At 73.6% G+C, this 12,880-nt stretch carries 14 protein-coding genes, 1 tRNA gene and 1 pseudogene; 13 read left to right on the forward strand and 3 right to left on the reverse strand.

Going from position 1 to position 12,880, the window contains the following annotated elements:
* Nucleotides 1–189 precede the first annotated feature (189 nt).
* From EDJALFJO_RS29045 to der, 9 genes and pseudogenes are all read left to right on the forward strand, one after another.
* On the forward strand, nucleotides 190–1,116 hold the full coding sequence (locus EDJALFJO_RS29045) for a ParA family protein (protein ID WP_088289813.1): 927 nt from the start codon (nucleotides 190–192) through the stop codon (nucleotides 1,114–1,116).
* Nucleotides 1,117–1,254: 138 nt separating this feature from the next.
* Entirely contained in the window at nucleotides 1,255–2,178 is a 924-nt protein-coding gene (locus EDJALFJO_RS29050) for a segregation/condensation protein A (protein ID WP_088289814.1), read from the forward strand.
* Complete coding sequence (scpB, locus tag EDJALFJO_RS29055; RefSeq protein ID WP_088289815.1) at nucleotides 2,175–2,903, forward strand: SMC-Scp complex subunit ScpB; 729 nt, start codon at nucleotides 2,175–2,177, stop codon at nucleotides 2,901–2,903. The genes EDJALFJO_RS29050 and scpB overlap by 4 nt, the downstream gene beginning before the upstream one ends.
* Before the next feature lie 330 nt (nucleotides 2,904–3,233).
* On the forward strand, nucleotides 3,234–3,941 hold the full coding sequence (locus tag EDJALFJO_RS29060) for a pseudouridine synthase (protein ID WP_198950747.1): 708 nt from the start codon (nucleotides 3,234–3,236) through the stop codon (nucleotides 3,939–3,941).
* Between the two features lie 108 nt (nucleotides 3,942–4,049).
* The gene (gene aroH / locus EDJALFJO_RS29065) at nucleotides 4,050–4,445 is read left to right on the forward strand and encodes a chorismate mutase (RefSeq protein WP_088289817.1); all 396 of its coding nucleotides are present in this window, start codon (nucleotides 4,050–4,052) and stop codon (nucleotides 4,443–4,445) included.
* The gene (locus tag EDJALFJO_RS29070) at nucleotides 4,442–5,578 is read left to right on the forward strand and encodes a prephenate dehydrogenase (RefSeq protein ID WP_088289818.1); all 1,137 of its coding nucleotides are present in this window, start codon (nucleotides 4,442–4,444) and stop codon (nucleotides 5,576–5,578) included. The genes aroH and EDJALFJO_RS29070 overlap by 4 nt, the downstream gene beginning before the upstream one ends.
* Before the next feature lie 134 nt (nucleotides 5,579–5,712).
* Nucleotides 5,713–6,405, forward strand: a pseudogene (cmk, locus tag EDJALFJO_RS29075) ((d)CMP kinase); the annotation flags it as partial.
* Between the two features lie 158 nt (nucleotides 6,406–6,563).
* On the forward strand, nucleotides 6,564–7,247 hold the full coding sequence (locus EDJALFJO_RS29080; protein WP_088289820.1) for a 1-acyl-sn-glycerol-3-phosphate acyltransferase: 684 nt from the start codon (nucleotides 6,564–6,566) through the stop codon (nucleotides 7,245–7,247).
* On the forward strand, nucleotides 7,208–8,800 hold the full coding sequence (gene der / locus EDJALFJO_RS29085) for a ribosome biogenesis GTPase Der (RefSeq protein WP_088289821.1): 1,593 nt from the start codon (nucleotides 7,208–7,210) through the stop codon (nucleotides 8,798–8,800). Before EDJALFJO_RS29080 ends, der begins: the two co-directional genes overlap by 40 nt.
* 122 nt (nucleotides 8,801–8,922) lie before the next feature.
* On the opposite strand, the gene mug is transcribed toward der, so the two are convergent.
* A complete protein-coding gene (gene mug / locus EDJALFJO_RS29090) occupies nucleotides 8,923–9,474 on the reverse strand; it encodes a G/U mismatch-specific DNA glycosylase (RefSeq protein ID WP_088289822.1) in 552 nt (183 codons plus the stop codon).
* A 170-nt stretch (nucleotides 9,475–9,644) separates the two neighbouring features.
* On the opposite strand from mug, the gene EDJALFJO_RS29095 reads away from it, so the two are divergent.
* A tRNA-Pro gene (locus EDJALFJO_RS29095) sits at nucleotides 9,645–9,718 on the forward strand.
* A 113-nt stretch (nucleotides 9,719–9,831) separates the two neighbouring features.
* Here EDJALFJO_RS29095 and xerC read toward each other — a convergent pair.
* On the reverse strand, nucleotides 9,832–11,013 hold the full coding sequence (gene xerC, locus EDJALFJO_RS29100; RefSeq protein ID WP_088289823.1) for a tyrosine recombinase XerC: 1,182 nt from the start codon (nucleotides 11,011–11,013) through the stop codon (nucleotides 9,832–9,834).
* Nucleotides 11,006–11,668, reverse strand: a complete 663-nt coding sequence (locus EDJALFJO_RS29105; protein WP_198950748.1) for a helix-turn-helix transcriptional regulator — start codon at nucleotides 11,666–11,668, stop codon at nucleotides 11,006–11,008. Before EDJALFJO_RS29105 ends, xerC begins: the two co-directional genes overlap by 8 nt.
* Nucleotides 11,669–11,880: 212 nt before the next feature.
* Between EDJALFJO_RS29105 and EDJALFJO_RS29110 the strand changes: the two genes are divergently transcribed.
* The 3 genes from EDJALFJO_RS29110 to EDJALFJO_RS29120 all read left to right on the forward strand — a co-directional run bounded on the left by EDJALFJO_RS29110 (nucleotide 11,881) and on the right by EDJALFJO_RS29120 (nucleotide 12,859).
* Nucleotides 11,881–12,213: a helix-turn-helix domain-containing protein gene (locus tag EDJALFJO_RS29110; RefSeq protein ID WP_088289825.1), complete on the forward strand. Its 333-nt coding sequence runs from the start codon at nucleotides 11,881–11,883 to the stop codon at nucleotides 12,211–12,213.
* On the forward strand, nucleotides 12,210–12,488 hold the full coding sequence (locus tag EDJALFJO_RS29115; RefSeq protein WP_088289826.1) for a hypothetical protein: 279 nt from the start codon (nucleotides 12,210–12,212) through the stop codon (nucleotides 12,486–12,488). Before EDJALFJO_RS29110 ends, EDJALFJO_RS29115 begins: the two co-directional genes overlap by 4 nt.
* Nucleotides 12,489–12,592: 104 nt before the next feature.
* Entirely contained in the window at nucleotides 12,593–12,859 is a 267-nt protein-coding gene (locus EDJALFJO_RS29120) for a hypothetical protein (RefSeq protein WP_088289827.1), read from the forward strand.
* The last annotated feature ends 21 nt before the right edge of the window (nucleotides 12,860–12,880 follow it).

Below are 12,880 nucleotides of genomic sequence, written 5' to 3' on the forward strand. Positions count from 1 at the left end.
CGACCACCATCTGTCGATCTTTCGGCCCGGATTGCCGTGATAGCGGCCTCCCGCCTTGAGTGCCTCGCGACGCGCCGACTAGGTTCACAGCGCCGAGGGCACCCACGGGGGACGATCGTCGTGGCACGTCCTGGCCGTCGCCTGCGGTACCTCCCCCGGGATGTGCGTGCCGAGCGAAGGACTGCGGAGATGGGACCGGTCGTGACGAACCAGACGCAGGAGAGTGCCACCTTGGCCCTCGACGTCGGTGACGGGCTCGACAGCCTGCGCGCCGGGGCAATCGGCCCGACCGGTCGCCCCATGCCGAACTTCCCCGTGCCCCAGCCCCTGGCGGCGCACGGGCCCGCGCGCATCATCGCGATGTGCAACCAGAAGGGCGGGGTCGGCAAGACGACGAGCACGATCAACCTCGGTGCCGCCCTCGCGGAGTACGGCCGCCGGGTGCTGCTCGTCGACTTCGACCCGCAGGGCGCCCTCTCGGTCGGCCTGGGGATCAACCCCCACGACCTCGAGAAGACGGTCTACAACCTCCTCCTCGACCGCACGGTCGACGTCCGCGAGGTGCTGCGGCGCACGCCGATGGCGGGCTGCGACCTGCTGCCGGCGAACATCGACCTGTCGGCCGCCGAGGTCCAGCTCGTCAGCGAGGTCGCCCGCGAGCAGATCCTCGGCCGCACCCTGCGCCCGCTCATGGACGAGTACGACGTCGTCCTCATCGACTGCCAGCCGTCGCTCGGCCTGCTCACGGTCAACGCGCTGACGGCCGCGCACGGGGTCGTCATCCCGCTGGAGTGCGAGTTCTTCGCGCTGCGCGGGGTGGCCCTGCTCGTCGAGACGATCGAGAAGGTCAAGGACCGGCTCAACCCCGGGCTGGAGATCGACGGCATCCTCGCGACGATGTACGACCCGCGCACGCTGCACAGCCGCGAGGTCGTCGCCCGGGTCGTCGAGGCGTTCGGTGACCAGGTCTTCCACACGGTCATCGGCCGCACGGTGAAGTTCCCGGACGCGTCCGTGGCCGCCGAGCCGATCACGAGCTACGCGAGCAGCCACTCGGGTGCCTACGCCTACCGGCTGCTCGCCCGCGAGCTCATCGCACGGGGCGACGCAGCCTGACCGGCGGGCTCCCCGGACGGACGGCGACCGCCGGGCCAGGCCGTAGGCTTACCCCTCGTGTCTCCTGCCCCGTCCGCACCTTCGCAGACCCCCGGTCCCGGTGGTCTCGAGGTCGTGCCCGACGGTGCGCACGCGGGGATGGGGCTCGTCCCCGGGGGTCCGCTGCCGGGCCGCTCACCGGGGTTCGAGGTCCACCTCGACAACTTCGACGGCCCGTTCGACCTGCTCCTGGGCCTGATCTCCAAGCACAAGCTCGACGTCACCGAGATCGCCCTCGCCAAGGTCACCGACGACTTCGTCGCGTGGATCAAGGCGAAGGGCAAGGAGTGGGACCTCGACGAGGCGAGCGAGTTCCTCGTCGTCGCGGCCACCCTGCTCGACCTCAAGGCCGCCCGGCTGCTCCCGCAGGCCGAGGTCGAGGACGACGAGGACCTCGCGCTGCTCGAGGCCCGCGACCTGCTCTTCGCGCGGCTCCTGCAGTACCGGGCGTTCAAGGACGTCGCCGCGACGTTCGCGCAGCGGATCGCCGAGGAGAACCGCCGGCAGCCGCGCGCGGTCGCCGTCGAGCCCCGGTTCGCCCAGCTCCTGCCCGAGCTCGTCCTGGGGATCACCCCCGAGCAGCTCGCGATGATCGCTGCCAAGGCGATGACGCCCAAGGTGGCCCCGCAGGTGGGCCTGGCCCACCTGCACGCCCCGCCGGTGAGCGTCCGCGAGCAGGCGGCGCTCATCATCGACCGACTCCGCCGGACCCGGTCGGCGAGCTTCCGGGTGCTCATCGCGGACGCCGGGGAGACGATCGTCGTCGTCGCCCGCTTCCTCGCGCTGCTCGAGCTGTTCCGCGAGGGCGCGCTCGCGTTCGACCAGGTCACGCCGCTCGGCGAGCTGACCATCCGGTGGACCGGCTCGGACGACGAGGACGTCGTCGTCGAGGTCGACGAGTTCGAGGGGGCGCCCCCGCCGCCCGAGGACGACGTCGCCGAGTCCGTCACCGACGAGGACATCGCGGCGCTCGGCGCCCCGGTCACCCCGACCGACGAACCACAGGAAGGCCAGGACCAGTGAGCCAGTCCACCGACGCCGCACCCGCCACCGCGGACGACGTCGCCCCCGAGGTCGCCGACGCGGCGGAGCCCGTCGTGGCCGAGCCCGTCGTGGCCGAGCCCGAGCCGGTCCCGGCACCGGAACCGGTGTCCGCGACGACCGAGGAGCAGCAGTCCCTCGATCTCGACGCCCTGCCGTCCGGCGCCCGCGGCGCCGTCGAGGCGGTCCTCATGGTCGTCGAGGAGCCCATCGACGAGGTGTCCCTGGCGTCCGCGCTGGGCCTGACGACCGACCGGGTCGGCTTCGTCCTCGCCGAGCTCGCCCAGGAGTACGACGAGCAGGGCCGCGGCTTCGAGCTGCGGCACGTCGCGGGCGGCTGGCGGATCTACAGCCGCACCGACTACGCGCCCGTCGTCGAGCGCTTCATGCTCGACGGCCAGACCGCCAAGCTCACCCAGGCCGCGCTCGAGACCCTCGCGATCGTCGCGTACCGCCAGCCCGTGAGCCGGGCCCGGGTCGGCGCCGTCCGCGGGGTCAACGTGGACGCCGTCATGCGCACCCTCGTCACCCGCGGCCTCGTCGAGGAGGCCGGCACGGACCCCGAGTCGGGCGCCGTGCTCTACCGCACCACCACCCAGTTCCTCCAGCGGCTCGGGCTTTCCTCGCTCGACGAGCTGCCGGCTCTCGCGCCCTTCCTGCCCGAGGTCGACGCCCTTGACGAGCTGGGTCTCGGAGGCACGGCATGAGCGGCGACAGCGGACGGTCCGGCAGCGGCGGCGGCAGGTCGGGAGGGTCCGGCGGCGGACGCTCCGGCGGGNCCCGGTGGCGGGCGTGGCGGTGCGGCCGGCCGGTCCGGCGGCAGCAAGGGGCACCGCAAGGGCCCCAGCGCGACCCCGAGCGCGTCCCCGAGCCGCGGCACGACCCCCAAGGTCCCCGGCGAGCGCGGCCGCGGCCGGCCGACGACCCGCACGGGCGCCGTCCAGGGCCGCCCGGTCGGGCAGCCGCCGCGGCGCGGCCCGGTCCCGCCGAAGGAGACCGTCGACGTCCACGTCGAGGGCGGCATCCGCCTGCAGAAGGTGCTGGCGCAGGCCGGCGTCGGCTCCCGCCGCCGCTGCGAGGAGCTCATCGAGGCGGGTCGGGTCCAGGTCGACGGTCACGTCGTCACCGAGCTCGGCGTCCGGATCGACCCGAAGAGCCAGTCCGTGCACGTCGACGGCCTGCGGATCCAGCTCGACGAGACCCTCATCTACGTGGCCTTCAACAAGCCGGTCGGGGTGCTGTCGTCGATGACGCTCGGCCAGGGCGACGACCGGCTCACGCTGGGCGACTTCATGGTCGACCGCGAGGAGCGGCTCTTCCACGTCGGCCGGCTCGACGTCGACACCGAGGGCCTCATCCTCCTGACGAACGACGGCGAGCTCGCGAACCGGCTCACGCACCCGAGCTACGAGGTGCCGAAGACGTACCTCGTCGAGGTCGCCGGCAAGGTCGAGCGGGACGTCGGCAAGCAGCTCATGACCGGCGTCGAGCTCGACGACGGCATCGCGACGGTCGACTCCTTCAAGGTCGTCGACGCCCGCCCGGGCAAGGCGCTCCTCGAGGTCACCCTGCACGACGGCCGCAACCGGATCGTCCGCCGGCTCATGGCCGCCGTCGGGCACCCGGTCGAGCAGCTCGTCCGGGTCAAGGTCGGCCCGATCCGCCTCGGCGACCTGCGCACCGGCCGCAGCCGGGTCCTCAACAAGGGCGAGATCGCGTCGCTCATGGAGGCAGTGGGGCTCTAGGCGGCGGTTCCGCCATCCGGACCTGCTGTCCGGGTGGTGGACCGTCCGGCTAGCGTGGATCCGGCAGCAGGCGCGTGACCTGCGGTTTTCCGGACGAAGGAGGACACGGTGGCACTGCGGGCCGTGCGCGGAGCGACGCAGGTGTCGGCGGACGACCGTGAGGTCGTGCTCGCCGCCAGCCGTGAGCTCGTCGAGAAGGTCATGGCGGAGAACGGCCTGGCCCAGGACGACGTCGTGAGCATCGTCTTCACCGCGACCCGGGACATCGTCAGCGTCGCGCCAGCCCTCGCCGCCCGCCAGCTCGGCTTCCACGAGGTCGCGCTCATCTGCGCGCAGGAGATGTACGTCGAGGGCGGCATGCCGCTCGTCGTCCGGCTCCTCGCGCATGTGGAGACCGACCGTCCGCGTGCCGACATCGTCAACGTGTACCTCCACGGCACCCAGGTGCTCCGCGCCGACGTCCCGCCCGTGATCGACGTCGAGCGGGCCGGCGACCCGGCGTGAGCCTCGACGCCGCCGTCGCTGCCGGCCTGCCGACCGTCAAGGTCGTCGGGACCGGTCTGCTCGGCACGAGCGTCGGCCTCGGCCTGGCGTCCGGCGGCGCGCGCGTCCTGCTGTCCGACCCCTCGCCGACGGCGCTCGCGCTCGCCCGTGACCTCGGGGCCGGCGCGGCCGCCGCCGGTGGCGACGGTGCGGACGTCGGCCTCGTCGTCGTCGCGGCACCGCCGGACGTCACCGCGGACGTCGTCCTCGCCGAGCTCGCCGCGCACCCGACGGCGACCGTCACGGACGTCGCGAGCGTGAAGTCCGGGATCCTCGCCGAGGTCGCGGCCCGCGGCGGGGACCTGTCGCGCTACGTCGGCGGCCACCCGATGGCCGGCCGCGAGCGCTCCGGTCCGGTCGCCGCCCGCGGGGACCTGTTCATCGGCCGGCCGTGGGTCGTCTGCGCGGGGGAGAAGGCGGACGGCGACCGCGTCGACCTCGTGCGCCGGCTCGCCCTCGCGCTCGGGGCGACCCCGGTCGTCATGGGCGCCGAGGAGCACGACGCCTCGGTCGCCGTCGTCTCGCACGTGCCGCAGGTCGCCGCGAGCCTCGTCGCGGCCCGCCTGCGCACCGCCCCCGAGGGCGCCGTCGGCCTCGCCGGGCAGGGCCTGCGCGACGTGACCCGGATCGCGAGCAGCGACCCGCTGCTCTGGGCGCAGATCCTCTCCGCGAACGCCGCGCCCGTCCTCGACGTGCTCACCGCGCTGCGCGCGGACCTCGACGGCGTCATCGCCGGGCTGGCGTCGATCGCCGCCGAGGGCGAGCCGGGGGCCGGTGCGCCGCCGGCGCTCGGGGCCCGGGCCGCGGTCGCGAAGGTCGTCGCCGACGGCAACGTCGGCCGCGAGCGGATCCCCGGCAAGCACGGCGGCCAGGCGACCCGCTACGCGGTCGTGACGGTCGTCGTGCCGGACGCCCCGGGCTCGCTCGCCCGGCTGTTCGCCGACATCGGCGACGCCGGCGTCAACGTCGAGGAGCTCGCCCTCGAGCATGCCCCGGGCCGGGCCGTCGGCCTCGTCGAGGTGTCGGTGCTGCCCGCCGTCCGGGAGCGGCTGGAGGCGGGGCTCGACGCCGCGGGGTGGAAGGTCGTCGCCTGACATCGGGCACGCCTGCGCCGTCCGGGCGTCGGGCGGCAGGGGCGGGGCCGCGCAGCGACTACCCTTGGACGGGGCCGTCATCGGCCTCCACCACGTGTACGACACCCGATCGCCTCCCGGAAGGGTTCCTCGACGTGCCCGCACCTGACGCCGCCGCGTCGCGCCGTCCGTTCGTCGTCGCCGTCGACGGGCCCTCCGGGTCCGGCAAGTCGAGCGTCTCGCGGGAGGTGGCCCGCCGGCTCGGCGTCGGTTACCTCGACACCGGCGCCATGTACCGCGCGGTCTGCTGGTCGATCCTCGACGCCGGCATCGAGCTCACGGACGCCGCGGCGGTCGCCGACCGCGCCCGCACCGTCGACCTCGTCGTCGGCACCGACCCGGACACCCCCACCGTGACCGTCGCGGGCACCGACGTCACCGCCGCGATCCGGGAGACCCGGATCTCCGCGGCCGTGAGCGCCGTGGCGACGAACCTCGACGTCCGCGCCGAGCTGCGCCGCCGCCAGCGCGAGATCATCGAGGCCGAGCGGGACGGCCGCGGCGGTGTCGTCGCCGAGGGCCGCGACATCACGACGGTCGTCGCACCGGACGCCGACGTCCGCATCCTGCTCACCGCCGACGAGCGCGCCCGGCTCGCCCGCCGTGCCCGCGAGGTGCACGGCTCGGACGACGAGACCGCGCTCGCCGCGACCCGCGACCAGGTGCTCCGCCGGGACGCCGACGACTCGACCGTGTCGAGCTTCCACGAGGCCGCCGACGGTGTCCTGCACCTCGACTCCTCCGACCTGACCTTCGAGGAGACCGTCGGGGCCGTCCTCGACGTCGTCCTCGAGACCGTGGAGGGGACGCCGGGAAAAGCCGCGTCGTCCGGCTCGGTGGTCGCTGACCTCGTCGCCGCGGCGCGGGTCGACGGCGAGCCGGACACCCTGACCGTCGACCTCGAGGGCACGCTCACGGGCGCAGGCGGTCGGAGCGGGACCGCGTCGTGAACCCGCCGTGGTGGGCCCGTCCCATCGCGGCTCTGCTGTTCGGGGCCGTCTGGCCCGTCCGGGTCCACGGGGCCGAGAACGTCCCGCCGCAGGGCCCGGTGATCCTCGCGAGCAACCACAGCGCGCTGCTCGACGGGCCGCTGCTCATCGCGGCGAGCCCGCGCTGGACGGTCTGCCTCGTCAAGGCCGAGGCGTTCCGCGGCGTCCTCGGCGCGGTCATGCGCCGCGCGGGGATGATCCCCGTCGAGCGGCACACCGGGGACAGGGCCGCGCTGACCGCCGCACTGGGCGTCCTGGAATCGTCCGGGGTACTCGGGATGTTCCCCGAGGGGACCCGTGGGCGCGGCGACGTCGCTGCCGTCCAGCAGGGGGTGGCCTGGCTCGCGCTGCGCTCCGGTGCACCCGTCGTCCCGGCCGCCTGCCTCGGGGTGCGGCGGACCGGTGAGGGCACGAACCACCTGCCGCGGCCCCGCCGCCGGCTCGACGTCGTCTTCGGCCCGCCGCTCGCGGTGGCGGTGCCGGACGGCGTCCCCGGCCGCACCGCACTCGTACACGCCACCGCATCGGTGCGGGACGCGCTCGCCGAGCACGTCACCCGCGCCGTCGAACTGACCGGACAGAGCCTGCCGGAGGACCTCGGATGGTCCCCCGAGCAGGTCGCCCGAGGGGAGCACCTGTGACCGACCACGACCCGACCACGCAGACCGACGGCAGCGCCGCCGTCGGTGTCGCGGCCGCCGAGACCGCTCCTGCCGAGACCGCTCCTGCCGAGACCGCTCCTGCTGCGCCGACCGAGGACGGCGGGCCGGACGTCGCCCGCGCCCTGCGGGTGGGCCTGTCGGAGTACGCGCTCTCCGACGAGGACCTCGCCCTGCTCGAGGGCCGGGCGGACGACGACGCGGACGGCGACGGCGCCGCGCCGCTGCCCGTGCTCGCCGTCGTCGGCCGGCCGAACGTCGGCAAGTCGACGCTCGTCAACCGGATCATCGGCCGCCGCGAGGCCGTCGTCGAGGACGTCCCCGGGGTGACCCGGGACCGCGTGACCTACGAGGCCGAGTGGGCCGGGCGCCGGTTCGTCGTCGTCGACACCGGCGGCTGGGAGCGCCAGGTCAACGGCATCGACGCCCGGGTCGCCGAGCAGGCCGAGATCGCCATCGGCCTCGCCGACGCCGTGATGTTCGTCGTCGACGCCACCGTCGGCGCGACCGCGACCGACGAGGCCGTCGTCAAGCTGCTGCGGCGCGCGGGCAAGCCCGTCGTCCTCGCCGCGAACAAGGTCGACGACCAGCGTGGCGAGGCGGACGCCTCGGTGCTGTGGAACCTCGGGCTGGGGGAGCCGTACCCGGTGTCGGCCGTCCACGGCCGGGGGAGCGGCGACCTGCTCGACGCGTGCATGGCGGTGCTGCCGCCGGTGTCCGCCGTCGGCGGCCCGAACACCCCGGGGCAGCGCCGGGTGGCCCTCGTCGGCCGCCCGAACGTCGGCAAGTCGAGCCTGCTCAACGCGCTCGCCGGGTCGCAGCGGGTCGTCGTCGACTCGGTCGCCGGCACGACCCGCGACCCGGTCGACGAGATCATCGAGCTGTCCGGGCGGGCGTGGAAGTTCGTCGACACCGCGGGCATCCGGCGCAAGGTGCGGCAGTCGGAGGGCGCGGACTTCTACGCCTCGCTGCGCACCCAGGGTGCGCTGGAGAAGGCGGAGGTGGCCGTCGTCCTCCTCGACGCGTCCGAGCCGCTCACCGAGCAGGACACCCGGGTCATCCAGATGGTCGTCGACGCCGGCCGGGCCGTCGTCCTCGCCTACAACAAGTGGGACCTCGTCGACGAGGAGCGCCGCCGCTACCTCGAGCGCGAGCACGAGGTCGACCTCGTGCAGGTGCAGTGGGCGCCGCGGATCAACTTCTCGGCGCTGACGAAGTGGCACACCAACCGGCTCGTACCGGCGATCGACACCGCCCTCGCGTCGTGGGAGCTGCGCGTGCCGACGAGCCGGCTCAACTCGGTGCTCGCCGAGATCGTGTCGGCGCACCCGCACCCGGTCCGCGGCGGCAAGCAGCCGCGGATCCTCTTCGGCACCCAGGCCTCGACGAAGCCGCCGCGCTTCGTGCTCTTCACGACGGGCTTCCTCGAGGCGGGTTACCGACGGTTCGTCGAGCGCCGCCTGCGCGAGGAGTTCGGCTTCGTCGGGACCCCGATCGAGGTCTCGGTGCGTCCGCGCGAGAAGCGCAAGAAGTAGGCACCTGCCTGTGTCCGGTCAGGCACCCGATGTGTACCCGATCCGGCCCCGATCCGGCCTCGAAAGGGTGCACGCCGGGTGCCTGAGTGCTCGCTGGCCGGTACGGGCGGCGCTGCCGTGGGTCAGGTGGTGAGCGCGGTGGCAACGCGGGCGTACTCGGCGGTGAGGTCGGGCTGCTGGTAGTGCGCGTTGAGCCCGGACGGGTTGGGCAGCACCCAGAGCCGCGCCCCGCCGAGCGTCTCCTCCTGCGGCCCAACCCGTGCCTTGGGCCGCCCGAACGCGACCCGGTACGCGGTGACCCCGAGCACCGCGACGTGCGGCGGCCGCCACCGCTCGACGAGCGCCTCCAGCCGCGGCACCCCGGCCCGGATCTCGTCGTCGTTCAACTCGTCGGCCCGTGCCGTCGCCCGGTTGACGAAGTTCGTGATGCCGATCCCCGAGGAAAGCAGCTCGTCGGCGTCCTCGGGCTGCAGCCTGCGCGACGTGAGACCGGCCTCGAAGAGCGTCTGCCACAACCGGTTCGACGGCCGTCCGAAGTGCAACCCCGACCAGCCGGCCCACAGCGACGGGTTGATCCCGACGAGCAGCACCCTCAGTGCGGGACCCACGAGGTCGTCCACGGACCGGTCGTACGCCGCATCGAGCTCGGCCTTCGTCGGTCGCGTCCCCGGCACGCCGTCGACGATAGCCGCGCTGTGGTGTCGGGACGGTCGTACCCCCGTCGGACCTACGCGGCGGACGACGTCCGAGGCCGCCGGGGGCGGTTACCGGTGTGAGTCCGGCCCCGTCGATGGGGTAGCATCCTGAAGCCGGATCGCCCCGCGAGGGCGGCCCGACAGGTGACCGGGATGTGGCGCAGCTTGGTAGCGCACTTGACTGGGGGTCAAGGGGTCGCAGGTTCAAATCCTGTCATCCCGACGGTGAAAGTGCAGGTCAGAGGCCTGTTCGGACCTCGTCACACTTCGCGTGTGGCGGGGTCCGTCTCACTTTGTCTCACATCGCTATTCAGTTGTGGTCGTGCGCACGCCCTGTCAGGCGTGGGTCAGTAGGTGATTCAGGGCGACCGCAGCCGGCGCCAGGTGAGTCTCGTCCGGGTGGACGTACACACGCTTCGTGAACGACAGGTCGGCGTGCCCGGCCCAAGCCGACACGACGACGTCAGGGACGCCGTTCGCTGCCAGGTAGGTCAGGCAGGCGTGCCGGGCGTCGTACGGCCGGACCTTCCGGACGCCGGCGGTCTCCATGAGCCGGTACAGCCGGCGGCGCAGCTGATCGGTCTTGAAGGGCTGGCCGAGCTCGTCCACCAGGACGAAGCCGCTGGCGTCATAGGCCGGCCCGGCAGCCAGTCGCTCGGCCGCCTGCGTCTGACGGAATCTCCGCAGGGCAGCGGTGGCGACGTCCGGCAGCGGCAGAGTGCGGCGGCCGGCTGCTGACTTGGGGTCCTTCGTGACCACACGCCCCTCGACGATCGTGCGCGTCGTCGTGACGCGCAGCGTCGCCGGGTCCGCCTCGAGCGCGACGTCGGCCCAGGGCAAGCCGCAGACTTCGGCCGGGCGCAGGCCCATGCAGAGCATCAGGACCGGCGCGTGCAGTCGGTCCTGCGCGATGCTCGCGAGGAACTTGCGCGTCTCGGCGTCCTGCCACGGCGTCCGGGCGGCCCGTCGCTCCGCGTCAGCCTTCCGGGCCGCCCGCGGGATCCGTGTATCCATCGCAACGTTGCGGACGACCAGCTGCCGCCGGACGGCGAGGTTGAGCGCAGCGCGCAGCTGGCCCAGGGTGAGCGCCACGGAGCGAGCAGACAGGCCCGTGCCGGGCTTGCCGCCGCGCCGGCGTCCACTGGTCAGCATCCACTCGACCAGAGCATCGATGTCCTGCTCGACGACGGTCTGCGCGCGGCGCTCCCCGAGCCGGGCGCGCACCGGCAGCAGCGCGGCGCGGTAGTTCGCGGCAGTGCCCTCTTCGACGTCGAGGGAGGCGTGCACGAGGTAGGCGTCGAGCACCTCGGCAATCGTCGCGTCGCTCGGCGTGACGTAGACACCGCGGCCGACCTCGTGCCGGATCCGGGCGTACTCGGCCTGAGCGTCACGCTTGCGATCGAACGTGTGCGTCTTCTGCCGGCGCTTGCCGGACGACGGGTCAGCGCCGATGTCGATGACGAACCGGTAGCGCACCGAACCGTCCGCCAGCTGCACGCGCTTGATCGGGTCAGCCATCGCTGTCCTCCGGATCCGCCCACGCGAGGCCCTGGGGCAGTTCCGGCGTGGGAATGCCCATCGCCCGGAGACGAGCGCGAGAAGCGCGCAGCTCGTCGAGCTGCGCTTGGTAGCGAGCGGCCCAGCCCGGGGGGCGGGTGTCTGCGGTGGAGCGGTCGTCCCACTCGCCGGGGCGGGTGTTCGTGGGACCGTCCGAGGGTGGCGTGGACGCCTCTTCGGTGTCGCCGTCACCGACCTGCTCGACCGTCTCGAGCTGCCTGCGGCCTACGCCGAGCCACTCGCCGAGAGTGCGCTCGAGCGCCCGCGCGGCGTCGTCCGCCTGGACGTAGAGCCTCACCTTCGCGTAGGCCGCGGGCGGCGTTCCGCGGCCGATCAGCCGGCGGTCGCCGCGGAACCATGCAACAGCGGTCGCGGTCGAGACGCCCAGCGCACTGCTCGCCATCCCTTCCCAGGGCTCGCGGTCGAGCGGGGCCAGCAGCGCTAGCGGCGGAACGTCCAGGGCGACGGCCAGGGCAGCAAGTTCGTCCACGGTCACCTCGCGCCGGCGGCGGCCCTGAGCGTCCGGGCGTCCGGTCTCGATGTAGTTCAGGACGGCCGCCGTGACGCCCTCCCACCCGAAGGCGGCGCAGCGCTCCGCAACCTGCTCGCGGGTCATTCTCGCGGCGTCCCGATGGGCGCGCACCTGGCGGCCCACGACGTCACTAAGCACGGCGCCTCGATCTCGATTCATCACGGTGAACAATTTCGGCTCACCGTAGCGCCGCCTTGACCAGCGGGTCAAGGATCTCCTACCTTGCAGAGCGTTCCGATCAGTCTGGCTGCCCGCAGAGTGCGGGGTGAACAGTCGAGGGAACTCAGGAGGTCACGATGGGCATTGACGATGTGGTGCGGGGGCTGCGCGACGCGGGCCCGACGATGGACGTGCGGGAGACGGCTCGGCTGCTCGGCGTGTCCCACGCGACGATGTACGAGGCGATCAAGACCGGCCGCGCGCCGGTGCGCACGATCCGCGTCTTGGGGCGGATCCGGGTGCTCACCGAGAGCGTGGTCTCGCTGCTCGAAGGCGGCGAGGGCGTGAGATCCGGTGAGACGGGTTCGGATCAGCCCAGGTCAGAGGCCGGTTCGGTGGTCCTCACTGGATCGGTTGTCAAGCGGGAGGCGTCTGCCAGTTCCGGCGGTCGCGCGCAGGACCGGGCATGAGCCGCCAGGCCGAGGTCGTCGCGTTCACGCCGGCGCAGCTGCGCCTCGTGGCCCAAGCCGGGATCCGGGCGCGGAGGGAGGTCCGCGCCGCCTTCCGGTCGGGCGGCTACGGGCTGGCCCGCGAGGCCGCGTGCGGGTGGGGCGTCAGCATGGGGCCCGCGCTGCGGGCGCATGGCGGCTGGTCGCGCCTGTACGCCGCGGCGACGGTCCACGCGGCGACGGACGAACTTGCCCGCATCGCTGCCGCGTTGAAGCGGCCGGCGGCGACGACGTGAGCGCAAACGCCCGCGGCGCCGGACGGGGGGCCGGCGCCGCGGTTGTCGAGAAGTCGCCTGCTGGACGCACTCTCGCTGGTCATCGTCGCACGTCCGGCGGGGCTATGCCGCTGCTCGTGATCCTGCTCGGTGCCGTCGTGTTGGGAGCCCTCGTGGACGCTGCCGAGCCTTCCGACGAGCCGGCCGGGACCGACGGCGCGACCGGGCGCCCTGTGCTGCGAGTCGTCCGGGCGGCCACCTTCCGGCGGGCGCCGAGAGGACTCCGCGAGGCGGTCGCCCTGTACCGCCGTGCGGCCGCCTCCGACGACGAGGACGAGCGCCGACGCCTGGCCGTCGAGGCCGAGCGGTTGTTGTCCTGGGACACGCAGTGAGCGCCCCGGCGGTGGCGCTCG

This window comes from Kineosporia sp. A_224, from assembly GCF_002198655.1.
Taxonomy (GTDB): domain Bacteria; phylum Actinomycetota; class Actinomycetes; order Actinomycetales; family Kineosporiaceae; genus R-H-3.

Bases quoted from the DNA above. Each gene is read 5' to 3' on its own strand.
- EDJALFJO_RS29045 (WP_088289813.1), top strand. From the start codon at position 190: ATGGGACCGGTCGTGACGAACCAGACGCAGGAGAGTGCCACCTTGGCC.
- EDJALFJO_RS29050 (WP_088289814.1), top strand. From the start codon at position 1,255: ATGGGGCTCGTCCCCGGGGGTCCGCTGCCGGGCCGCTCACCGGGGTTC.
- der (WP_088289821.1), top strand. From the start codon at position 7,208: ATGGTCCCCCGAGCAGGTCGCCCGAGGGGAGCACCTGTGACCGACCAC.
- xerC (WP_088289823.1), bottom strand. From the start codon at position 11,013: ATGGCTGACCCGATCAAGCGCGTGCAGCTGGCGGACGGTTCGGTGCGC.
- EDJALFJO_RS29105 (WP_198950748.1), bottom strand. From the start codon at position 11,668: ATGACCCGCGAGCAGGTTGCGGAGCGCTGCGCCGCCTTCGGGTGGGAG.
- EDJALFJO_RS29110 (WP_088289825.1), top strand. From the start codon at position 11,881: ATGGGCATTGACGATGTGGTGCGGGGGCTGCGCGACGCGGGCCCGACG.
- EDJALFJO_RS29115 (WP_088289826.1), top strand. From the start codon at position 12,210: ATGAGCCGCCAGGCCGAGGTCGTCGCGTTCACGCCGGCGCAGCTGCGC.
- EDJALFJO_RS29120 (WP_088289827.1), top strand. From the start codon at position 12,593: ATGCCGCTGCTCGTGATCCTGCTCGGTGCCGTCGTGTTGGGAGCCCTC.